The sequence below is a fragment of the Methylobacterium sp. genome (assembly GCF_019745455.1).
In the GTDB taxonomy this organism is placed as follows: domain Bacteria; phylum Pseudomonadota; class Alphaproteobacteria; order Rhizobiales; family Beijerinckiaceae; genus Methylobacterium.
Genome location: NZ_JAIETD010000119.1, coordinates 1 through 21464, shown reverse-complemented (window position 1 = coordinate 21464; position 21464 = coordinate 1). Strand labels below are relative to the sequence as shown.

Sequence of the window (21464 nt, the reverse complement as noted above, 5' to 3'; positions counted from 1 at the left end):
TCGAAGAGGAGGGTCGTTCGATGCGAAGCCTAACCTTTCAGCTTCTGCTTGCCCTCTTCGAGAAAGCCCGACAGCAATGTCTCCATTGCGCCCATCAAATCGTCCGGCTTCTCTTCGCGGAGTTTTTCGGCCTGTTCGACGAAAGGCGTGAGCAGGCCCTTCATTGCATCCGGCGACGTCTCCAGCCGCTCGAGCATCTTCAGCCCGCTTTGTGCATAGCCGAGAAACTCGGCGTTGCGCTCGGTGATCTCGGCCAGCATCTCTTTGGTGATGCGCTCGCTTGGCGCGGTGAACTCACCATCAACCCAGTCCACGTAAAGGGAGGCATTCTTGGCGCGGTTCGACGTCTCGTGAAACTCGTCCTGGGTCTGCCTGAACGCCTCCATGGCAGCCTCCCAGTCGCCACGGGCCTTCGCATCGGTTTCGGCCTCCGAACCCTTCAGCATGTATGCATTCGATTTATTCTTGGCCGCGTGACGCCCGAAGGCGGCGAGCACCTTCTTCTGATCGACTTCGAACCCAAGAACCAGGCTGACCGCCCAGGCGCCGAGGTTGTTGACCTTCGAACACTCCTCGAGAGAGATCTGGTGAAGGCAAAGGGCACGCGCCACCGCGCCAGCTTTCGCCAGAAGCTCCGCCTCGAAAAAAAGGCGCTCCGCATTATCGAATGTCTTCTCGGCGCCGCGGACGAGAACCGCCAACGGCGCCTGGTCGCCTTTCGCGGCTTTCTCTCCCCTGTCTTCCCTTTTTACATCGTTCATTGTTGTCCAGCATTTTGTAGACTGAAATACTTCAGCGATCGTAGGCGCCGTACACATTCCGCGACCGACTTGCTCGCTGATTGGTTGGTGTATTAGAGCCTGATTCAAAATTAAGTTTATTGATTTCATGCTCTTGCGATGCGGCGGGTGTATAGCTGCATGGAGGCGATGAAGAGCCACGCGGTGGCTGAGGCGATGGTCTGCTCGAAGTCCTTGGCCAAGCGCCGATTGCGGTTGAGCCAAGCCAGCGTCCGCTCGACGACCCAGCGTCGGGGCAGCACCTCGAAGCCCTTGACGGCGTCAGATCGCTTGATGATTTCGATGGTCCACTTTCCAATCCGGCGCAGCGCATCGCGGAGTTTGTCACCGGCATAGCCGCCATCGGCGAACACATGACGCAGCCAGGGGAAGCGCCTGATAATTTCGGCGAGAACCAGCGGGGCACCGTCGCGATCCTGAATATCGGCAGTGTGCACGACGGCGTGGACAAGATTGCCGTCGGTGTCGGTCAGGATATGTCGCTTGCGACCCTTGATCTTCTTGCCCGCGTCATAGCCGCACGGACCACCGCTTTCAGTGGTCTTCACGCTCTGGCTGTCGATGACACCGGCACTGGGCGAGGCCTCGCGACCATCGGCTTCCCGCGCCATCATCAGAAGCGAGTGATTGATCGCCAGCCACAGGCCATTGTCTCGCCACAGATAGAACCAATGCCGGACAGTCGATACGGGCGGGAAGCAAGGCGGTAGCATCCGCCATGGCAGGCCGCCGCGCAGCAGATACAGGATTGCCTCGACAATGCGCCGCAGCGGCCACTTGCGGGGACGGCCCACAAAGGACGCGGGTGGTAGCAGTGGCTCCAGCACTCGCCATTCGGCATCTGTCAAATCACTTGGCAAGGCCAGCCCGCTTCGCGCATGTAGGGCGCGAGTGGTATCGGTCCACATCGTTGAATCCACGGTAGTTTTTGGCGAAACCCCTGAATCAACGACAGGCCACGCCGTCAAGGTAACCTGCTGATACCACTCAACTTAATTTCCAATCAGGCTCTTAGAGCGGTTTTCGACCGCTTTGAATCGGCGGGTGATTCCCGCGGGGCATGATTTCTGATTCAGAATCCATGCTGGTGAAGGAGGCCGGCATGGATGGCCCAAGCTCTTTCGATGGATTTGCGTTCCCGACTTCTGGCGGCGGTTGATAGCGGGATGAGTTGCCGTGCTGCGGCAACCCGGTTTGGTGTCGCGCCATCGACGGCGATCCGGTGGGAGGCGCAGCGGCGCGAGACCGGTGACTATGCTCCCAAGCCGCAGGGCGGCGACATGCGCTCACGACGGGTGGAAGAGCGTGCGGCAGACATCCTCGCCATCTGGGAGGCGCGCAAGGACATCTCCCTTGAGGAATTGCGCGCTGGCCTGGCCGAGATCGGCCTGATCGTCTCGGTCGCCGGGTTGCATCGCTTCTTCATGCGTCGGGGCATGACGCGCAAAAAAAGACTGGCCATGCCATCGAGCAGGACCGGCCCGACATCCTGAAGCAGCGGCGGGAGTGGTTCGACGGCCAACTCGACCTCGAACCCGAGCGGCTCGTGTTCATAGACGAAACGTGGACCGCCACCAACATGACCCGCAGCCATGGCCGCTGCCCGAAAGGCGAGCGGCTGCGGATGGGCTTCCCGCACGGTCATCGCAAGACCACTACACTGGTCGCGGGCTTGCGCATGACCGGCATGGTCGCACCAATGGTGCTGGACGGACCGATCAACGGCGACTGGTTCGAAGCCTATGTCACCCAGGTGCTCGTTCCCGAACTGCGCCCCGGCGACATCGTCGTCATGGACAACCTGTCGAGCCACAAGCGAGCGGCGGTGCGCGAAAAGATCGAAGCGGCCGGCGCAACAATGCGCTTCCTTCCGCCCTATAGCCCCGACTTCAACCCGATCGAGAAGGCATTCTCCAAGCTCAAGGCCATGCTTCGCAAGATCGGCGAGCGAACCGTCAGCGGCCTCTGGAACCTGATCGGCAAACTCGTCGATATCTTCCAGCCAGACGAATGCACAAACTACTTCAGTTCATGCGGCTATGACCCGGAGTGATCGAAAACCGCTCTAATCAGATCAGGGCACATTCTCGATCTGGCGGGCAACCCACTGGGTATGTTCACGAGAGAACGCTCGTTCGGCTTCATTCACGAACGCAGAAAATTTCACCTCAGAGTCGATCGTCGCGACGCGGGTCTCAAGGATGCCAATTTCGTGGGCGGTGAGGCTGTACGCCGAAGCAAGCTCATTGAACTTCTTCAGTTGTATCCATCCTATGGCGGAAGAGGCGATGACAAGTAAAGGTTCTGTCGGCCAAATCATCCACGATGGATCATGGCGAATTCGAAGAAGCGCTAAGCCAATAGCGGCGCCTTGAACAACGACGCAGATTCCGATCCAAAGACGAAATCGTCTCCTGTTCCACTTAACTTTTGCGACATACCATTCACGTTGATCTGTGATCCGGTCTGTGATGTATTTTTGAATACGGTCCTCCAGCGGCAGAGCGCGTACTCGGTTCATATCGTTGGTGATCTGACCGCCTGTTACGGGCCGACGACTGATAGAATCGCGTATGTGGCTATTGGCGTCTAGAATGGCCTTGAGGAAACCCGAAAACTTTTCGGCTACCTCCGACAGTTTTGGTGCGTCCTCGAACGGCTCCGCACGCATCATGTAGCGCCAAGTGGATGTCTTGATAGACTCTGCTAGCGCACGGCAACCATACCACTCTTTTTCGGGCTTTTGAACCGCCATGTAAAGTAGTAGCACCGTCGATGCTGCCAAAACCAGCGCGTAAACAATGTATAGATCCGGAGAGTTGCCGAACCATATGGATATCGTCGCCGCAATCGTGAGGAGGACATATTGCAAACGGATAAGCCATAGATACGTACGCTGAGCATCTGCGGCGGAGCCATCCGCGGACCGATACAATGCGGGAAAGTTTTCAGGCTCCATATCGACGGATCTCCGGAAATGTGGTCGCGATCAGGCTACTTCAGTTCTGCAGCTAGTTTATTCCATTGGACTACCTTCACGCCGTGCTTCGCCACCCAAGATGGATTTTGCCGTGGAGCGCCACCTTTGGGATGAACAGCTACCACCTTTTTTCCAAGAGCGAGGCTGGTCTCTACCTCCCAGGTCACCCACCGGCTTTGCGCGGTATTGTCGGAAATGTAGACGACACAAACCGATGAACGCGATATCCGCTCGCTAATCTTTTGTTTGATGTATTCCGCGCGCTCGCTGTCATAGGGCTCGCGAACGGAGTGATCGTTGAACTCGATATCACTGTTCTCGTTCTTTGCATGCGCGCGCAGAAGATTAACCTCGTTCATATCTTCTGTTGCGAAACTGATAAAGACATTTCGTTTTCCCCCCTGAAGTGCCGCTTTGGCCTTCTCCTCCAGGGACCGAATGTCGCCCAACCTGCTCCAGCTCCCGCTGCTCCCACCACCCATATCAGACCCCTTCGAGTTTGAATTCGTTACATGCGATGCACGCTCCACAAGGTGTTTCATCGCCCAGATGGCACGAATAGGTGCCTTCGATACCTTTCAACGTCGCGAGCTCGATAACCTCCTGCTTGTGGAAGGAGGACAGCGGCGCAAGCACCCTTATCTCCCGGCCCATGCTGCGTGCGATCATTGCCTCCGCCTCCCGCAAGAAGGCCGATGTCTGATCAGGAAAAAGACTTGTTTCCTCATGGAGCAGCCCGATCGATATGGCATCAGCGTCGCGCTGAAAGGCATAGGCTGCTGCTACAAGCAGAAAGAGGAGATTTCGACCAGGGGTGAAGGCATCCTCCAGCACGCGCTGGTTTGGGTCCGTCAACCCGGATTTGATAAGGCGGCCATAGCCGGACAAGTCGGCCACTTTCAAATCTGGCAGCTGCAATTTGGCCATCGCTGACCTGCAGGCGGCGAGCTCTCGATCACGGGATCGTTGCCCATAGTCGACAAAAAGTGGGAACTGCTGGATCCCTTCCTCTTTAGCGAGGTAGGCGACAAGCGTGGAATCGAGTCCACCGGAAACGAGAGGGACAATGCTCATGCTAACGCGCGCTCCGTATCTCGAGAACCCGCAACCCGCATGACTATCCAGATCGCCCAATCCAGAAGACCCACTGCAAAGCCAAGCCTGTTTGCATGTGAAATCAGCTTATCTTCTTGCGTGCGATAGTGTGAAAGCGTCGAGATGGCCCGCTCGGCACCTGTGTAGAGCCCGATTGCGGCCATATAGTTCAATACGTGACGATCCAGGACCGCGAGATCGTAGCTGATTCCTGCGTTGCGCAGGAACATACTCGCCTGCTTTGGCCCGATTCCTGCTACGTTGGACACAAGCCATGAGCGAGCGGATGGCGCATTTGCGAAAGCATGCATGAGTGAGCACAAGTCCCCACTCTCATGGGAGACCGACGCGCGCGCAGAGGCCAATTGCATCGATTTCGATCCGGGAAAGCGGTAATTTCGAAAGCTGCCGTTCACTAGTACCGGCTGACGGAGGACCCCGAGGATTTCATCGACGAGTTCGGCGCGGGGTGCCGATGCGTTGAGGAGAAGCTGCCTTTTATCCAAAGCATCGGCGGTCGCCACGGCAAGCCCATACGGTACCTGACTGCTGAGCAGGCAGCATGAGAGCTCCCACCAAAGATTCCGCTCGTCAAGCGCACTCTGGGAGCGCTTGGCCCGTTCCTCAATATCGGGGCATATTGCGGCAACGGCATGTTCCAGCCTGGCAGCATCATGTTTCATTTGAACAAGTCCGGCATCTGATCCCTAAGTTGCTTTGAATTGGATTGACCCAAAAGGCCGACTGCGAATGCTTCTAATCGATTTGTTGAAGCGGCAGCCTGCAAATCGTGGGTGAGTTCTTGATAGTAGTCGAGATTATGAAATGCGACTTTACCAGCGTAGTCGATATTGTCGTCGGAAAGCGCAGAAACAGTTATTGGCGAAGCCGCCATCTGCGCTTGGTACGCAAAAAAATCGAAATGTTGGTAGTGATTTAATCTGTGTTGCTGCCGGTCGACGGCAACCCGGCACCATTCTAATCCATCGAAGCTGTCGGCCCCTGCTGCTGTCAGGACCGCAATACTCCATGGATTTCCGGTGCCCAGGAGATGAATCGGTTGATAAAAGGATAGCCGATCAAGCTCGTTTCGGACGCGTCTCATGGTCCGCGCGCGCTGAATCAACCCCCGGCCCAACTCCCGCTCTGCCAGTGCGATCATCGGCGGCTGGAGCTGGTCGGCTACATCCCGTACCACTGCGGGAAGAATTGTAAGGTCGTACCCTTTCGAGGGAGTGGCTGGGGCATGAACGATTGGAAGCACGGGGGCTTTGGTGAACTTCCTGTCTCTTTCGACGGCAGCGATGACTTGCCCGACCGCGCGCTTTCGGTCCCTCGACGGGGTCATCTCATCAAAGCAATATACCCAATCGTGTGGGATCCCCTGCAACGCCAATTCGAAATCCTCGGGCTTCCATCCGTCGTCGTCGCGTCGCGTCGCTTCATAATTCCCAGAGTCGACGAGGACGAACCCGCCCTGGGCGCGAATACGCTTCAGTTCCTGCTGGATACCTCGCGGGCGACGGGGTGGAAACAGGTCGTAAGCGGAGACGAGGATCGTCGATGTCCCAAAGAGACGCAGTGCCTTCAGAGCTTCAAGAGGAACGAGTTGTGTCTCGTGTGACGACACGGAAAGGAATAAACTCGGGAGGGGGACCCTATCCCCTGCGATCGCTGATGGACGGGTCGGTGCTGTCCTCGGCGGGACAACAGTCGAAATCTTCCGCATCAGGTGCTGGATGCCAGGATGATCACCTTCTCCGGTCCAGCCCAGAAGATCAACCGCACTGTACCCATTAAAGCCGTACGGTGCATTTGTCGGAATGATCCTAGCGGGAATAATCGGAATATTATATTGTTCTGCTAAGCGAAGCTCGTCCTTTACATTGCTCTTGTCCTTCGCCGTCGGGGACCAGAGCGGAACAATACATTTTGTATTCTGGATTTCACGCTCGATCACGGTCGAGAAGTCGCCAACGATTTTATCGTCCCACCAAACATCCCATCGCGTTGAAAGAGTTTGAACTAACCTCTCAGCCTGCCGGACATCTTCTCGTGAATATACTATGTAGACGTCCGACATACGCAATTACTCCCCCCAGAGTAGTAAATCAGAAGTCTCACAGTTCACGCGTCGCTGCAACCATTTAGCTTCGGCAAAATGCACGAGGCCAGGCAGATCGGTACAAAGACGAGGCGAAGTCGGAAATAATAGTGACCCCCAAACTTGATAGCTCAGCGACATCAGGTCGGCGCTCTTCGTCTAATACAATAATACCTCTATAAGGCTTCGTTTCACAGAGCCGCCGAATTTCCGTTGTGCTCAATCCATCGGCTACTACAAGTGAAGGTAAATTTTTGGAGAGTGGTTCTGGGATCTCATCGAGCTGAGGTGAGAGCGCATCGATACCAAGCTCTTTCAGACGGAAGCGCGCCTCCTCAAGCGTATACCGCCTTCCGATTGTCGATGTTGAGCCATGCAGGATAATCCGGCTTGGTGCCTGCCCTGTTACGGGCTCGCGGCTTTTGAGGGATTCAGTTGGCACCGGAAGGGTCATTGTCTCACAGTAAGCGGAGACCGATCGGGACGCGAGGTCCGCTGCTTCAGGTGCGGAAGTGCCCGCTTCGCCCCAATGATGCGCAAACACAGCGCTGAAGACATCTCCAGTTCCGATTTTGAACACCTGAGATGAGTAATACGCGGGAACGGTGATAGGCTCGACATTGCGCTCGTAGACAGTGACACCACGCACTCCTCTTTTTACGATTATCACGGTCACCTGGTTGTCATTCGACATGGCGTTCCCAGCGGCAGTCGCCAAGTCGGGACAACCCGTATAACGGCAGAGCTCCAGCTCATTCATGACCAGGGCAAGTCGCTTCGCTGTTGAGCCGTTTGCTCCAAATGGCTCAGGATGAACAGCTGTTTGAGGATCGTAAATTGCTTTGGCGGCATGCACTAAAGCAGATCCTTCGAGGAAGCCAAATCTCAGGACCACCTCTCCCGAAACGTGTATCGGAGGCTCCTGGGGGATTGTCCCCGGTCGGGGCTCGATGTGCGGCTGAGAAAGTGGGTGGAAGTATGCAAATGCGATCGCAATGTCGGAATGGGTACGGGACAGCTGCACGCCGAGGGCCGATAGCTCGTCCGCACCCGCGTTGTTCCCGTCTCGTGCATAGGTGTGGAGAGTGCTTCCTGGCGACATAGCGCTGACGGCTGCCGCCGCGCGGCCACCCGAGCCAAACTGGGCGTTCCATGTCGGCGTTTCACACAATTCTCGATACAGTCCACCTGCGATGTGCATATATTTAGTGATCCACGTGGGCCAGCTAGTGTCCGATGATTGTCTGAATCCGGGCAAGTAGCGCCGCCGACAACTCGGCCCGGCCTTGGTCATTGTTGAGGTAGCGCACATATCGGAGATGGCGCAGATCGAACGGGATATCGTGATCGCTTTGCGCAATGAGGATGACCTCTCGACCTAAGGTGTGAGCAATACCAGCTTCGTAAAATACATTCGGATTGCGCCCTGAGCAGTCACAGATCACGATGCGCGAACGATCAATCAGAGAGACGACGTCCTGAATAATTGACGCATTCTCCCAGATGTCGTCCGCTCGTCGGCAACGAAGCCCGACGCCCTGAGCAGCGTTGCGGATAGCATCAAACACAGGATTGAAGGCCGCATCAAAGGGCATCATGGCGGACGCAAGATGAGGGTCCAAATTCTCATGCTCGGCCAATGGGAAGACCGTAGGCCGCTGTCGCCGAGGGCGTACTCGGCGAAGCAGAAAGCGATATAAGTCGACCTCTTTCACAGCCCAGTGGTTGCGAGAGAATTCGAACTCTCTGGGCATGTCGAGTTCAGCTCGGCTATCATAGATTTGCGAGTTTCTAAGAGGAGGAACGTCGGCGTCAAAACCTATCTCAAGCGAAACGTCGCCCCCAACAATGCGTGCCCGGTTTATTTGCCCTATGTACGCGACCTCATCGCCGGTCCCCTCTTCACAGAAGAGGCAAGGCAGAGCCGTAAGCTTGTCCAAGAGCGGCGCATTGTTCGCTCGGAATTGTTCGATGATATGTGCTTCCGTATATTCGAACATCCGGCCAACAGGGACAGTGACTCTCCCTGATGGCCAATCGGCATTAAACATCAGTAGGTTAAAAATCGACGTCCCCTCCGCGTTGAATTGCAGGCCCCAGCTACGATACTGATTCGCGCCGTAGTTTCGTGTTCCTGCCGCCCTTGTTGTACGGTTCAAATATTGGAATTCATCTGGCCAGTGCGTTCCAGCATGTACTATTGACCCAGATTGAAGGGTCCTGAGTTGTCTTTTCATCATATCATAATGATACCCTGGACAGGTGCGACGGCTGAAAGTATCCCACTACAGTGTCAGAGGCTCGCGCAAAATTCTAACGGAGATTGCGGCATGGGGCAGGACGCTGGATGGTGCGATTGTGGGGGTGAGACTGAGACTGGTGCCTCGGAAAATCCAGAGCAACCTGCCCATCCGTCTGCTTCGCCCGCAACCGCCAGCGGCGAGCGTGATAATGACCACGCAGGGTTGATCAAAGCAGACGTATGTCCGCAGGCAGGGCAGGAGATAGGGCATGCTCACGCTTGAAATCTTCGATGACGGCGGTGTTTTCCGTTATGGCGACGGTTATGAGCAGATCGTCGAGGAACTGGATGACGCGCTTGAGCAGCGCGACGGCGGCACGCTTGCGCCTGCAAAGTACGTCAGGACGCTGAAGGCGCTGGTCGATCGTCATCCCCACTTCATCGATGGCCATGCCCATCTTGGCTATGCGCTCATGGAAGAAGGCAAGCCCAAGCTTGCACTGCAAGCCTGCCTTCAAGGTCTGGAGGTGGGAGAGCGTGCGATCCCCGCCGGTTACGCCGGTTCGATCGAATGGGGCTTCCTGGAAAACCGCCCCTTTCTGCGCGCGGCACATGGCGTTGTCCTGTCGCAGCTCCGGCTTGGCCAGTGTAACGACGCTATACGACTGATGGAGAAGATGCTCGCCTGGAATCCGAACGACAATCAGGGAATCCGCTATCTGATTGGTTCGGAATATCTGCGTGCTGGCGAAACCGCCAAGGCCGAGCGCATCTTTACGGATGAAGCCGCGCACTACCCGCCTTATCACTATGAGCATGCCCTGTTGCACCTGAAGGCCGGCAATCACGTCTCTGCCGCGACCAAGCTGCGCCATGGCTTTGTTGCGAACGGCTATATCGCCGAGATGTTGTCAGGGAACTCCGAGCCGGCGGCGCTTGCGATCTGGCACGGCTCGAACCTTGCAGAACCCGAGATTGCCCGCGACTATCTGAATCAGTGCGGCGACCTATGGCAGCGAACACCGGATGCTATCGCCTTTGTACGCTGGCTGCATACGCATCCGAAAGTCCTCGCCGAAAGGGCCGCAGTCCTCGAATGCCAGGAGGCGCTGTTGTGGGAGCATGACTTTGAAAAGCGCCAAGCGCTGGGCTTGAAAGAGGAGGCAGCACGCGCGCGGATAGATGACGTTCTTTCGGCAGAGATCGTTCGGAAGAAACCCGACCGTCACGGGCGCCTGATCGAACCATGGCGATATCATCGCACGCGTTTTTGAAGCCTTGAGTACGGTGCCCCCGGGTTCATGGTTCTTTGGTTCGTCCCATGACCATTGAAGCAGCGCAGCAGAGTTCATGAGGCGGATCGACCCTCGAAGCCGCTCATATTTGATAAATTATCGGGATTTATCCGTCAGATATGACTTAAATAGCGTGCGCCGTTTCCGTCTCAGCGCCGACGAAAGCAGGCTCGTAGTCACGCGCCAGCGCGCCAGAAACGCCAACCTGTCTGAAGGCTTCCCGCCATCCGTCCGAAACACGCTGCGCCGTTGTACGGATCATCTCCCGTGCCTCCGCCTCCGGAATCTCGAAAAACTCGCAGGCTTCCAGGGCAAGATTGATCGACCGATCATGTGCCCCTCCTTCAAGGATCGCCGTCTCGAGATGCGGATTGCGATCCGGTGCTGGGTTCACGTCGAACACCGGCGACAAGCGCCACTGACCCGCCCCCACATAGAGGAAGCCGTGGTTCTTCAGGTGATCGTCTTTGTTGGACACGAGGATCGTGAAGATCAGACGCCGATAGAGTTCGCGAAAGTCGGCCATGGGGTCGGGTGAGTAAGCCCGCATAAAATCGACGATCTCGGTATAGGACCCCAGTTCCGCTCCTGTCTTGCCGAGCGCAGTGCGCGCGGAGATGTAGGGAATCCGTGCGGCCCCACGCCGGTCGAACCGCTGGATCAGCGCGACCGGGAACGGCGTGTCCGCCAGTTCCAACCGCGTCTCGGGCGTGCGGATACCGCAGGCTGCCGCCAGGCGGAGGGTTGCGACCTCGACGCGCTCGATCGGTTGTTGATCGTGGACCGAGGTGAACTTCGCCAGCCACAGCGCATCGCCGTCCCTGACATTGGCTTTGGGGCGAGCTCCGCCAGAGCCGCCCGCGCCGGCCAGCGCCTGCATTTCCTCGGGCGAGATTTCCTTGCCTTGCTCATAGGCCCGCGCGATCGCCGTGATGGTTTCGAGATCGACCAGACGCGGAACGGCGTCCGCTGCCTTGCCGCGAATGACCTCGCCCTTGTCATCCAGAAAGCGCAACGCGCCTTGCCGGCACGCATCGTCGGAAAGCGTCAGATACTCAAATTCGTTGAGACCATTGCCATAGGCGCGTTCGAGCAGCCTGCGTCCCCAGCTGTCCGGAGCCGCATCGGCGAAAACCCCCGCCAAAGCGTCGCGCATGTTGCTGGGCTGCCCCGAGGTGTGAAATGGGCCGGCCTCAAGAGGGAAATCGGGCTGTATGGCGAAGGCGCGCGGGTTCTCGATCCATTCGGCGCCATAGGCGAAGGTCGAGAATTGCCGTGGCCCGGTATGGGTGAAACGCAACTGGCCCACCGATGTCCGGCCTTCGCCAAGCGCGACATGGGCGACGAAATCGGCCATCAGAAGGACGCCCCGTCAGGGTCCACAACGTCCTGTCGATCCTGCTCTTCTTCCGTCTGAGCCTTCTGCTTTTTCAGCCTTGCCGCGAAGGAGCGGCCCCGCCGCGGTCCATGCTCCGCTGTCAGCGCCAGCCCCAGATCGTCCTTGCGGATATCGATCAGGTCAGCGAGCCGCTCCAGAAGGCCCAGCACAACGAGAACGTCGGCAAGCGTTCCGATGGCAACGCCCGGATCACCCCGTTCAAGGCGGGCGATGGAACTTGGCGAGGTTCCCGCACGCACGGCGAGATCCGCCACGGCAATACCACGCCGTAGCCGCGCGTTGCGGATATCCTGGCCCAGCCGTTCCAGTGCTGGCTTCGCCTTGGGAGAACCCATCTCAATCATCCATATATGATGCAAAACATCTATAAACCGATCATATATGACTAATTAGCTCCAAGGTCAAGAATTCTAGTCCGCGCCCGCCCGGTCCACCATCACCTCGTTTTGGCAATCTGCGACAGGCGGGGCGCGAACTGAGGAGCCGATATTCTCGATCTCCTTGGCCATTGGCGGTCAGTGCCTCGAGATAGGGCCGCATGACCGTGGCGACCGTTCCTCGCTCGGCCTGGCTGGCAATCTCGCTTGGCGTCGTCTTGCGCTGGCGGAGCGCTTCCTGCAGGCCTTCGATCGCCACCGACAGGCCAATCTTGTTCCGATATCGGAAGCAATCGGCGATCGTCTTTGCGACGCCGAAAACCTTCACGGGCACCCTCTCGACAGGGTGGGTTTCAACCCCCTCCGTCAGGAGACGATCTGTGAAACGTACCAGCCGAATGGGCGTGCCTTCGGATCTCGGGGGCCAGTCCTTCTGGCCCACGGCGAGCCAAACCTGCCTCGGCAGTTGATCGGTCAGCCCGTGGAACGCCAGGGCGGAAACGAGGCAAACGACGCCCTTGGGAACCCGTTTGGCGGCCTCTGCCAGACTGTGGTGAACGTCGAGAGGTGCATCAGAAAGTTGATAAAGTCCTCGCGCGAGCCGAAGCACCTCGCCGTCGCGTTCCATGCGGCTCATGGTGGCGGCTGTTACGCCTGCCTCGCGCAGCTCTGCCAGGCGCGAAATGCCGCGCGCGGTCAGCACGGTATGGGCAATCTGGCGTTGGGACATGGATGACGGCACGATACGGAAACTCGGAACATAGGACTTACTGTCCGAGGATTTGTATCATTTTCGCATGGTGAGGAAAGGTGCGAGGTAAGAGGCTGCCGTTTTACGAAACGCGTTCGCCTCAAACGGACCCCTGAGCCAACAGCGACGACGGCTCACCGAGTCACCTTGTACATCCGCACCGGGAGGGGAAAGCCTTCCCCTGCGTCCGAGCCTTTGGTCTCGACCGACCCCTTCTGCGGGGCGGCTGCCCCGCAACGCCCCGCTGAGAGTGAGAGAGTGGACTTGTTTCCCGTGACGGGTTGAAGGTCGGAGAAGAGGTCTCTGACGCCCGTCATGGAGATTGGTCCCATGAATATGCAGGTCCTCGATGCGCGCCGTGACACCAGCGGCGGTTACAAGGTCGATGTCGGCCGGGGCGAGCGGGTCGGCCGCGTCTCGTCCGAATGGTTCTCGCGCCCGGCCGACGAGCGCTACCTGTCGCTGTCCGAGTTGGCGCGATCGGTCCGCGACCGCACCGAACGCAGCCGGACGCGGGTGGTGGAGAGCGCGCTCATCCATGTCGAGGCGAACCGCAACGACCCGGAGCGGCTGGCCCTGATCCTGCCGGGCACGGATGCGCCAGTCGCGCCGACGCACTGGTCCTTCGGCCAACTCGCCAGCCTGGTCGGAGCGCCCGCCGCCTATTTGCGGCAGCTCCCCGCCGCACTTGCTGGCATCAACCTGCAATACGGCCTGACCTCCAATCGGGCCGAGCAGATCAAGACGCTCGAAACCGACAATGGCCGGGTCGAACTGCGCGCCGTCACTGGTCCGGACTATGGCCGCATCTTCGACCACGAGCTGGTCGAGGCCGTGCAGCGCATCGCCGGCAACGGCACGGGCGACACCCGCTGGAAGGTGCCTGGCGTGCTCGACTGGTCGACCGGGATCTACAATCCGCGCGTGGACATTACCAAGGATACGACCACGCTCTATGCCTCCGACCGGGACGTCTTCCTGTTCCTGGTCGACGACCTGAATCCGATCGAGGCCGGCCGACTGCCAGACGGATCGCCCGACCTTTATTTCCGCGGCTTCTATTGCTGGAATTCCGAAGTCGGCGCCAAGACGCTCGGCATGGCGAGCTTCTATCTGCGCGCGGTTTGCCAGAATCGCAATTTGTGGGGCGTGGAGGATTTCGAGGAAATCACCATCCGCCACTCCAAATATGCGGCCAATCGCTTCGCGCACGAGGCGGCCCCAGCGCTGCTGAACTTCGCGAACTCCTCACCCCTGCCATTCGTCAACGGCATCAAGGCGGCGCGCGAGCGGATCGTCGCCAGAACCGACGAAGACCGCACCGACTTCCTGCGTCGGCGCGGCTTCTCCAAGGCCGAAACCGGCAAGATCATCGACAGGGTGCTGGCCGAGGAAGGCCGTCCGCCCGAGTCCATCTTCGACTTCGTGCAGGGCATCACTGCCGTTGCGCGCGACAAACCGCATCAGGACGCCCGCCTCGACATGGAGGGCAAGGCCAAGAAGCTGCTCGATCGCGCCGCCTGATTTCCGCAATGCGGGGGATGCGGTGTTCCGTATCTCCGGCTTTGCGCTTCCATGCCTTTCTGGTTTGCCGGTCCGTGGCGCTGCCCCCTTTAGAGGAAGAGGGCGGCGCTTCGCTTCGTGACGGGTTGGAGGTTGAGAGAGAGTCTCTCGGCCGCCCGTCGCGGAGTAAATCCCTATGGCTACTGCCGTTCAGAAGATCGTCCTGTCGTCCTCGCGCGACATCCCCTTCAACAAGCTGGTGCTCAGCCAGTCCAACGTCCGGCGGGTGAAGGCCGGCGTCTCGATCGAGGACCTCGCGGCCTCGATCGCTCGTCGCGGCCTGATCCAGAGCCTCAGCGTCTTCCCCGTCGTTGACGCCGAAGGCAACGAGACCGGCATGTTCGAGGTGCCCGCCGGCGGCCGCCGCTTCCGCGCGCTCGAACTGCTGGTGAAGCAGAAGCGTCTCGCCAAAGTCGCGCCCGTCCCCTGCGTGGTCCGCGATCGCGACGGCGCCATCCTCCCCGAGGAGGTGTCGCTCGCCGAGAACATCGAGCGCGCTGCGCTCCATCCGCTCGATCAGTTTCGCGCCTTCCACGACATGCTGATCAAGGGCATGACCGAGGAGGAGATCGCCGCGGCGTTCTTCGTGCCCGTCAACGTGGTCAAGCAGCGGCTGCGCCTCGCGACCGTCTCACCGGTCCTCCACGACGTCTATGCCGACGACGGCATGACGCTGGAGCAGCTCATGGCCTTCACGGTCTCCCAAGACCACGAGCGTCAGACCCAGGTCTGGGACGCGATCAAGGACGCCTGGTCGAAGGAGCCCTATCAGATCCGGCGCATGCTGACCGAGACCACGGTGCGCGCGTCCGACAAGCGTGCCATCTTCCTCGGCATCGAAGCCTATGAGGCGGCTGGCGGCATCGTCATGCGCGACCTGTTCCAGTCCGACGATGGCGGCTGGCTGCAGGACGTCGCGCTTCTCGATCGCCTCGTCGCCGAGAAGCTGAAGGCCGAGGCCGAGGCGATCGCCGCCGAAGGTTGGAAGTGGATCGAGGTGGCGGTCAGCTTCCCCTACGATGCCGTGCGCGGCCTTCACGAGGTCTCCGGTACGCCGATCAATCTATCGGCGGAGGAACAGGCGACCATCGAGGCGCTCACCGCCGAGCAGGCCAGGCTCGAAGCGGAATATCAGGACGCCGATGAACTGCCCGATGAGATCGACGAGCGTATGGGCGAGATCGAGACGGCTCTGGCAGCCTTCGACGACCGGCCCGAGCACTTCGACCCGGCCGACATCGCCATCGCCGGAGTCTTCGTCAGCATCGACGCCAACGGATCGCTTTCGGTCGATCGCGGCTTCGTCCGGCCCGAGGATGTGCCTCAGGGCCGGACCGATGGTGAGGAAGGATCGGAGACGAAGATCGAATCCGATGGCACCGCGAGCCCGTCGGTGCAGCGCGCCGTCATCACCATCGGCGGCCGGCCTGTCGAACCTGAAGAGGACGATGAGGACGACAGCATCAAGCCGTTGCCCGAACGGCTCGTCGTCGAGCTGACCGCCTACCGCACCCTCGCGCTGCGCAACGCGGTGGCGGAGAACCCGCACATCGCCATGACGGCGCTTCTCCATAAACTCGTCTCGGACAGCTTTATGACCCGCATGTACGCGGGCGCCATGGAAGCGGGGGTGAAGCACATCTTCTTCCCCGTTCAGGACGAGGCGCTGAAGGACAGCCCTTCCGCGCGGGCCGTCCAGGACCGTCATGACGCCTGGGCCAGCGACATCCCGAAGGACGACGACGCCCTTTGGAATTGGCTCGCTGGTCTCGACGATGCCAGCCGCATGGCGCTACTGGCGCATTGCGTCAGCTATGGCGTCAACGCGCTCTATGAGCGGCCGAACCCGCACAGCGCTGGCGGCGTGTCGCAGCATACGCTCGACATGAGGCTCGCGCAGGCCGACCGGCTGACGCGGGCGACCGGGCTCGACTTGGTCGAAGCTGGGTGGCGGCCGACCTTCGGCAACTACCTCAGCCGTGTCACCAAGCCGCGCATCCTCGAAGCCGTCCGCGAAGGCGCCGGCGAACGGGCGGCCCAACTCATCGACCATCTGAAGAAGGGCGACATGGCCAAGGAAGCCGAGCGTCTCCTCGCCGATAGCGGCTGGCTGCCTGAGCCGCTTCGGATTGCCGGCGTCGACGGCGATCCCGCAGCGGATGCGGACGGCGGCGGCGTGGAAGCCGAGCTGCCCGACTTCCTCAGCGCCGACGACGAGTCCGAACCGCCGGCCGATGGCGAGGACGACGAACGTCACCTCATCGCCGCCGAATGAGCGGGCTCGCGGGACGGCTTCGGCCGCTCCGCACCTTCCAATCCCATCCACTCAGAGCCCGGCCCAGCGCCGGGCTCTTTTCGTTTCAGGAGCCAGACATGCCCGATTTTCTCACCCGCTTCTCCTGCCTGCTCGACGTCGGCTCGGTGGCCAATGTCGCGCGGGCCTTCGACATCTACACCGCGCTGATGGCCGAGAACGGTCGCGAGGACCCGCCCGCCGAGCCGTTCCTGCTCTCGCTGACGCCCGAGCATGGCGCGACGCGCCTTTGGCTTCGCGACCCCGGGACCGCCGATCCGCAGTTGCTGATCACCTTCGTCACCCGCTGCGCCGAAACCTTCGCGCTCACGGGCACATGGGGGTTTCAGTGGGCTGGAGTCGCCTCGGAACCTGTCGTCGACGGTTTCTCCGGTGGCGCCCATCTGCTCGATCTCTCCACCGGCCGCACCATCCAATGGATCAGCACCGGCCGCTGGCTCGCCGAGGGGGGTGCGCGATGATTCCCGATCACGCGCGCGTCAATTTCCAGACCTTGCTGCGCGCCGCGGAAAGCGGCGATCTGGCGCTGATCGAATGCACGGACGCCGCAACCGGCGAGCCGCGCTATGTCGTCTGCGCCGTGGGTCGGGATGGCGCCGACTATATGTTTACGCCGTTCGGTCATCTGGCGGACGGTAATCCCTATGACGCTTACCTTCCGCCCAATACTGGCGGCGAGATGGTCGCCTGATCCTACCAGACGGCCACTTCCCACTGACCGTTGACGCGGGCAAAGCCGACCGGCCGGTTCTGGGGCGTGGCGTTCGCCCTGGTCGTGTCCATCGTGAGCTGCGTCATGCACGTCACGCCAGGCCCGACACCACCCGGCGAACAATCACCCAGCTTCAGCGTCGCATTGGCCAGCGACGTACCCGTGAAGAGGCGATGGCGGCGGACTGCTGCGATGGCCTCCTCTTCTGTTGGCTGCGCGACGCCCGCAACTGCGACCGCCGATGCGCCGCCGCCGGGCGCGATCACCGGGCGGAGCGCGAACCCCGCCCCAAAGCCCACAACGAGGCAGCCTGCGGCCACCATGCCGATCACACTTCCCTTCATCACCGTCTCCCTTCGGGGCCTCGCTCGGTCGGACGGACATGCGTCCCCGATCGCCCGGGTCGCCGTCCGCCATGTGTTGGAGGAAGGAATGTAGCGCCGCGCATCCCACCTCGGAAGGCCGCGCGATCAGACGGTCATGCCGCGCGCCAGAGCGAGAGGACGGCCGGGACGGGTTCGAGCCGGTCCGGTCGAGAGAGCGCCGCCGGTTCGTTCCGATCCGCTTTCCGGAGAACCCCCATGCCCGACACCAACACCAGCACTGACGATTCCTCGGCGCGCGCCGTGGCCCTCGTACCGGAGACACGCCGGATAGGCTTCCTGCCAATGCTTTTTGGCCGCCAGCATGTCCTCGTGGCGGAGATGACCGTCTATCACCTGATGGAGCGCCTGAGCCCGCTCGACTATCGTGGCGGTCTCTGGGACTTCTATGAGCGCGACGGGAGGCCGCTATACCTCGCGCCGACCTCGAAGCCGCGCTTTCAGATCGTCTGCAACACCAACGGCTATGAGGGCAAGGTATCGGCCGACGCCGCCGGCATCATCGCGACGCTTTTCGCCTTCTCCCATCTCTCCTTCAAGTATCCGGTCGACGCGATGTCGGAAGGATATGGCCGCCTTTACGACCACGCCGCGGACCATCCGGAATCCGCGGAGATCTTCCAGGCGATCGACTGAAATCGGCTGCTTCCCTCAGCGCCCGGCCTCACGGTCGGGCGCTTTTTTATGTCGGCGGATCAGAGGAAGAGGACGGCCGGGACGGGTCGAGTCCGGGCGGTCGAGAGAGAGCGCCGCCGGGCTTGTCCCTTCCGCTCTCCCGAGGTTGCTCCCATGAACATTTTGTCTCCCGTGGCCCTTCCGGCCGCGCCCGTCACCCGTGCGCCCCCGATCCTCGCCGTGGCGCTACAGCTTCTCGATCATCTCGAACGCGGCCAGCGCATCGATGCAGCGATCCTCCGTGCAGCCATGGAAGCGGCTTTCAGCGCATCCGACACCAGCGGCGCCTGGGACTGGAAGGCGGCCTATGAGGCATGCGAGGTCGCGACAGTCCTCTTCCTGCGCAAATACGGAAAGGCGCTTTTCCGTAAGGCCACATCTCCGGCTGCACGTTTCTCCGTTCTTACAAAGATCGCCGGGCTCCTGCCGACGCATACGCGGCGCTCGGAAGAATCGCAGGCGCTCCAGCAGTTCTCGACGCCGGCACCGCTCGGCCTCGCCGCTATCGCGGCCGCCTCCATTGCTGCTGGCGACATCGTGCTGGAGCCGTCGGCTGGCACCGGCCTGCTCGCCATCCTGGCCGAGATATCAGGCGGAACGCTCCTCCTCAACGAGCTGGCCGAAACCCGCGCCGATCTGCTCGCTGCGCTGTTTCCGGCCGTGGCCGTCACGCGCTTCGACGCCGCCCAGATCGATGATCATCTCGCGCCGGGCGCCATCCCCTCCGTCGTGCTGATGAACCCGCCGTTCTCGGCCATGGCAAACGTCACCGGCCGCGTGGCCGATGCAGCCTATCGCCACGTTGCCTCAGCACTGGCCCGGCTCGCCGATGGCGGGCGGCTGGTGGCGATCACCGGCGCCAACTTCAGTCCCGACCACCCGGCCTGGGCAGCGGCCTTCGTCCGGCTTCAGGAGCGCGGGCGCGTCGTCTTCAGCGCCGCTATCGACGGCTCGGTCTATGCCAAGCACGGCACGACCATCGACACGCGGCTGACGGTCATCGACAAGCGGCCGGCCGACGATCGGGCGGCGTTCCCCGCTTCGCCCGGCACCGCGCCCGACGTCGGCACGCTGCTCGGCTGGATCGAGACGCAGGTTCCGCAGCGCCTGCCTGCGACCCTCCCGCCAACAGCGACCTTGGCACCCGCCACGATGCCCCGCACCGTTCGCGGATACCTTGCGCGCACCACCGCTGCACGTCGCGCGACGCCTTCGTCCATCGAGCCCGAAGGCGTCGAACTCGCCTATGAGACCTTGGACTGGACGCCCGCCGAAGACGGCCGGATCACCGACGCGATCTATGAAGAATACGGATTGCAGGCGATCCGTATTCCCGGTGCGCTGGCCCATCCCACCAAACTGGTCCAATCTGTGGCGATGGCCTCGGTCGCGCCGCCCAGGCCGAGCTACCGGCCCCGGCTGCCCACCAACATCGTCCCAGATGGTCTTCTCTCCGACGCCCAACTCGAAACCGTCATCTACGCCGGCGAGGCGCATGCCGACTTCCTTGCCGGGTCGTGGACGCTCGATGAAACCTTCGACGTCGTCTCGGCCGCCCCCGACGATGCGCCGAACGCCGTGCGCTTCCGCCGCGGCTTCATGCTTGGCGACGGCACCGGCGCGGGCAAGGGTCGTCAGTCGGCCGGCATCATCCTCGACAACTGGATGCAGGGCCGTCGCAAGGCGGTGTGGATCTCGAAATCCGACAAGCTGCTGGAGGACGCGCAACGCGACTGGTCGGCCCTCGGCATGGAGCGCCTGCTGGTCACGCCGCTGTCGCGCTTCCCGCAGGGCAAGGACATCACGCTCTCGGAAGCCGTCCTATTCACCACCTATGCCACGCTACGGTCCGACGACCGGGGCGAGAAGCTTTCCCGCGTCAAGCAGATCGTCGAATGGTTGGGCTCCGATTTCGATGGAGTGATCATTTTCGACGAGAGCCACGCCATGCAGAATGCCGCAGGCGGCAAGGGCGAACGCGGCGACGTCGCCGCCTCGCAGCAGGGCCGTGCGGGCCTCCGGCTCCAGCACGCCCTGCCGAATGCGCGCGTCGTCTATGTCTCGGCGACCGGCGCGACCACCGTCCACAATCTCGCCTACGCCCAGCGCCTCGGCCTCTGGGGCGGCGAGGACTTCCCGTTTTCGACCCGCGCCGAATTCGTCGAGGCGATCGAGGACGGCGGCGTCGCGGCGATGGAGGTGCTGGCCCGCGACCTGCGCTCGCTCGGCCTCTACACGGCCCGCTCACTCTCCTACGACGGCGTCGAATACGAACTGGTCGAGCACCACCTCACTCCCGAGCAGACCGGCATCTACGACGCCTATGCCGGCGCCTTCGCCATCATCCATAACAATCTCGACGCCGCCATGCAGGCCGCCAACATCACCGGCGACAGCGGCACGTTGAACCGCCAGGCCAAGTCCGCGGCTCGCTCAGCCTTCGAATCCGCCAAGCAGCGCTTTTTCGGCCATCTGCTGACCTCGATGAAGACACCGACCCTGATCCGCTCGATCGAGCAGGACCTGGTCGACGGCCATGCCGCCGTGATCCAGATCGTGTCGACCGGCGAAGCCCTGATGGAGCGCCGTCTCGCGGAGATCCCGACAGAGGAATGGAACGACGTCCGGGTGGACATCACCCCGCGCGAGTATGTATAATGTGGAGCTCCACATTATACTGATTACCGGAACTTCCTCAGGCTATGGGAAGGCGACCGCACAGCTCTTTCTCGATCAAGGTTGGAACGTCGTTGCGACAATGCGGGCGCCTGACG

19 protein-coding genes and 2 pseudogenes are annotated in these 21464 nt (G+C 60.9%); 8 read left to right on the top strand and 13 right to left on the bottom strand.

The features are described from left to right. Window positions 1-29: 29 nt before the first annotated feature. Entirely contained in the window at window positions 30-761 is a 732-nt protein-coding gene (locus K2Y56_RS21240) for an AbiV family abortive infection protein (RefSeq protein ID WP_235918391.1), read from the bottom strand. Window positions 762-886: 125 nt separating this feature from the next. Further along, window positions 887-1708, bottom strand: coding sequence for an IS5 family transposase (locus K2Y56_RS21235; protein WP_292512392.1), 822 nt, complete (start codon window positions 1706-1708; stop codon window positions 887-889). Window positions 1709-1906: 198 nt separating this feature from the next. On the opposite strand from K2Y56_RS21235, the gene K2Y56_RS21230 reads away from it, so the two are divergent. Beyond that, window positions 1907-2853 (top strand): IS630 family transposase gene (locus K2Y56_RS21230; protein WP_292512389.1). Its coding sequence is split into 2 segments (ribosomal slippage): window positions 1907-2243 and window positions 2243-2853, totalling 948 coding nucleotides; the frame shifts between segments, so codons are not numbered across the junction. A gap of 21 nt (window positions 2854-2874) precedes the next feature. Here the strand turns inward: K2Y56_RS21230 and K2Y56_RS21225 are convergent. From K2Y56_RS21225 to K2Y56_RS21195, 7 genes are all read right to left on the bottom strand, one after another. Continuing rightward, a complete protein-coding gene (locus K2Y56_RS21225; protein WP_151690320.1) occupies window positions 2875-3759 on the bottom strand; it encodes a DUF4231 domain-containing protein in 885 nt (294 codons plus the stop codon). Window positions 3760-3794: 35 nt separating this feature from the next. Then, the gene (locus K2Y56_RS21220; protein ID WP_235918668.1) at window positions 3795-4229 is read right to left on the bottom strand and encodes a TIR domain-containing protein; all 435 of its coding nucleotides are present in this window, start codon (window positions 4227-4229) and stop codon (window positions 3795-3797) included. A gap of 34 nt (window positions 4230-4263) precedes the next feature. Continuing rightward, window positions 4264-4854, bottom strand: a complete 591-nt coding sequence (locus K2Y56_RS21215) for a 7-cyano-7-deazaguanine synthase (RefSeq protein ID WP_151664166.1) — start codon at window positions 4852-4854, stop codon at window positions 4264-4266. Next, window positions 4851-5558: a DNA lyase gene (locus tag K2Y56_RS21210; protein WP_151690321.1), complete on the bottom strand. Its 708-nt coding sequence runs from the start codon at window positions 5556-5558 to the stop codon at window positions 4851-4853. The genes K2Y56_RS21215 and K2Y56_RS21210 overlap by 4 nt, the downstream gene beginning before the upstream one ends. Then, a complete protein-coding gene (locus K2Y56_RS21205; protein ID WP_151690322.1) occupies window positions 5555-6958 on the bottom strand; it encodes a toll/interleukin-1 receptor domain-containing protein in 1404 nt (467 codons plus the stop codon). Before K2Y56_RS21205 ends, K2Y56_RS21210 begins: the two co-directional genes overlap by 4 nt. A 64-nt stretch (window positions 6959-7022) precedes the next feature. Continuing rightward, window positions 7023-7835: a PfkB family carbohydrate kinase gene (locus K2Y56_RS21200; protein ID WP_292512379.1), complete on the bottom strand. Its 813-nt coding sequence runs from the start codon at window positions 7833-7835 to the stop codon at window positions 7023-7025. A gap of 370 nt (window positions 7836-8205) precedes the next feature. Beyond that, window positions 8206-8979 (bottom strand): hypothetical protein, encoded by a 774-nt coding sequence (locus tag K2Y56_RS21195; RefSeq protein ID WP_292512376.1) that lies wholly within the window; start codon window positions 8977-8979, stop codon window positions 8206-8208. Between the two features lie 511 nt (window positions 8980-9490). On the opposite strand from K2Y56_RS21195, the gene K2Y56_RS21190 reads away from it, so the two are divergent. Continuing rightward, window positions 9491-10495, top strand: a complete 1005-nt coding sequence (locus K2Y56_RS21190) for a M48 family metallopeptidase (RefSeq protein WP_151690324.1) — start codon at window positions 9491-9493, stop codon at window positions 10493-10495. Window positions 10496-10640: 145 nt separating this feature from the next. Here K2Y56_RS21190 and K2Y56_RS21185 read toward each other — a convergent pair whose 3' ends face one another. The 3 genes and pseudogenes from K2Y56_RS21185 to K2Y56_RS21175 all read right to left on the bottom strand — a co-directional run. Then, window positions 10641-11873 carry a type II toxin-antitoxin system HipA family toxin gene (locus tag K2Y56_RS21185; RefSeq protein ID WP_151690325.1) on the bottom strand — a complete coding sequence of 411 codons (1233 nt, stop codon included), beginning with the start codon at window positions 11871-11873 and terminating at the stop codon, window positions 10641-10643. Continuing rightward, window positions 11873-12250, bottom strand: coding sequence for a helix-turn-helix transcriptional regulator (locus K2Y56_RS21180; protein WP_151690326.1), 378 nt, complete (start codon window positions 12248-12250; stop codon window positions 11873-11875). The genes K2Y56_RS21185 and K2Y56_RS21180 overlap by 1 nt, the downstream gene beginning before the upstream one ends. Window positions 12251-12419: 169 nt before the next feature. Next, window positions 12420-13034: pseudogene (locus tag K2Y56_RS21175) on the bottom strand (type IV toxin-antitoxin system AbiEi family antitoxin domain-containing protein); the annotation flags it as partial. Between the two features lie 339 nt (window positions 13035-13373). Here K2Y56_RS21175 and K2Y56_RS21170 point away from each other — a divergent pair. The 4 genes from K2Y56_RS21170 to K2Y56_RS21155 all read left to right on the top strand — a co-directional run bounded on the left by K2Y56_RS21170 (window position 13374) and on the right by K2Y56_RS21155 (window position 17611). Continuing rightward, complete coding sequence (locus tag K2Y56_RS21170; RefSeq protein ID WP_151690327.1) at window positions 13374-14567, top strand: DUF932 domain-containing protein; 1194 nt, start codon at window positions 13374-13376, stop codon at window positions 14565-14567. A 175-nt stretch (window positions 14568-14742) separates the two neighbouring features. After that, window positions 14743-16881 (top strand): ParB/RepB/Spo0J family partition protein, encoded by a 2139-nt coding sequence (locus K2Y56_RS21165; protein WP_151690328.1) that lies wholly within the window; start codon window positions 14743-14745, stop codon window positions 16879-16881. Between the two features lie 98 nt (window positions 16882-16979). Continuing rightward, window positions 16980-17381: a hypothetical protein gene (locus tag K2Y56_RS21160; RefSeq protein ID WP_151690329.1), complete on the top strand. Its 402-nt coding sequence runs from the start codon at window positions 16980-16982 to the stop codon at window positions 17379-17381. Then, window positions 17378-17611: a DUF6117 family protein gene (locus K2Y56_RS21155; protein WP_151690330.1), complete on the top strand. Its 234-nt coding sequence runs from the start codon at window positions 17378-17380 to the stop codon at window positions 17609-17611. Before K2Y56_RS21160 ends, K2Y56_RS21155 begins: the two co-directional genes overlap by 4 nt. Window positions 17612-17613: 2 nt before the next feature. Here K2Y56_RS21155 and K2Y56_RS21150 read toward each other — a convergent pair whose 3' ends face one another. Further along, on the bottom strand, window positions 17614-17976 hold the full coding sequence (locus tag K2Y56_RS21150) for a hypothetical protein (protein WP_235918393.1): 363 nt from the start codon (window positions 17974-17976) through the stop codon (window positions 17614-17616). A gap of 237 nt (window positions 17977-18213) precedes the next feature. On the opposite strand from K2Y56_RS21150, the gene K2Y56_RS21145 reads away from it, so the two are divergent. Further along, window positions 18214-18651 (top strand): antirestriction protein, encoded by a 438-nt coding sequence (locus tag K2Y56_RS21145; RefSeq protein ID WP_151690331.1) that lies wholly within the window; start codon window positions 18214-18216, stop codon window positions 18649-18651. Window positions 18652-18804: 153 nt separating this feature from the next. Then, window positions 18805-21345, top strand: a pseudogene (locus K2Y56_RS21140) (strawberry notch family protein); the annotation flags it as partial. Window positions 21346-21464 lie beyond the last annotated feature (119 nt).

What these genes read in the sequence shown, in the direction of transcription:
- K2Y56_RS21240 (WP_235918391.1), bottom strand. Translation starts at nt 761, where the DNA reads ATGAACGATGTAAAAAGGGAAGACAGGGGAGAGAAAGCCGCGAAAGGC.
- K2Y56_RS21235 (WP_292512392.1), bottom strand. Translation starts at nt 1,708, where the DNA reads ATGTGGACCGATACCACTCGCGCCCTACATGCGCGAAGCGGGCTGGCC.
- K2Y56_RS21225 (WP_151690320.1), bottom strand. Translation starts at nt 3,759, where the DNA reads ATGGAGCCTGAAAACTTTCCCGCATTGTATCGGTCCGCGGATGGCTCC.
- K2Y56_RS21215 (WP_151664166.1), bottom strand. Translation starts at nt 4,854, where the DNA reads ATGAGCATTGTCCCTCTCGTTTCCGGTGGACTCGATTCCACGCTTGTC.
- K2Y56_RS21210 (WP_151690321.1), bottom strand. Translation starts at nt 5,558, where the DNA reads ATGAAACATGATGCTGCCAGGCTGGAACATGCCGTTGCCGCAATATGC.
- K2Y56_RS21205 (WP_151690322.1), bottom strand. Translation starts at nt 6,958, where the DNA reads ATGTCGGACGTCTACATAGTATATTCACGAGAAGATGTCCGGCAGGCT.
- K2Y56_RS21195 (WP_292512376.1), bottom strand. Translation starts at nt 8,979, where the DNA reads ATGTTCGAATATACGGAAGCACATATCATCGAACAATTCCGAGCGAAC.
- K2Y56_RS21190 (WP_151690324.1), top strand. Translation starts at nt 9,491, where the DNA reads ATGCTCACGCTTGAAATCTTCGATGACGGCGGTGTTTTCCGTTATGGC.
- K2Y56_RS21185 (WP_151690325.1), bottom strand. Translation starts at nt 11,873, where the DNA reads ATGGCCGATTTCGTCGCCCATGTCGCGCTTGGCGAAGGCCGGACATCG.
- K2Y56_RS21180 (WP_151690326.1), bottom strand. Translation starts at nt 12,250, where the DNA reads ATGGGTTCTCCCAAGGCGAAGCCAGCACTGGAACGGCTGGGCCAGGAT.
- K2Y56_RS21170 (WP_151690327.1), top strand. Translation starts at nt 13,374, where the DNA reads ATGAATATGCAGGTCCTCGATGCGCGCCGTGACACCAGCGGCGGTTAC.
- K2Y56_RS21165 (WP_151690328.1), top strand. Translation starts at nt 14,743, where the DNA reads ATGGCTACTGCCGTTCAGAAGATCGTCCTGTCGTCCTCGCGCGACATC.
- K2Y56_RS21160 (WP_151690329.1), top strand. Translation starts at nt 16,980, where the DNA reads ATGCCCGATTTTCTCACCCGCTTCTCCTGCCTGCTCGACGTCGGCTCG.
- K2Y56_RS21155 (WP_151690330.1), top strand. Translation starts at nt 17,378, where the DNA reads ATGATTCCCGATCACGCGCGCGTCAATTTCCAGACCTTGCTGCGCGCC.
- K2Y56_RS21150 (WP_235918393.1), bottom strand. Translation starts at nt 17,976, where the DNA reads ATGAAGGGAAGTGTGATCGGCATGGTGGCCGCAGGCTGCCTCGTTGTG.
- K2Y56_RS21145 (WP_151690331.1), top strand. Translation starts at nt 18,214, where the DNA reads ATGCCCGACACCAACACCAGCACTGACGATTCCTCGGCGCGCGCCGTG.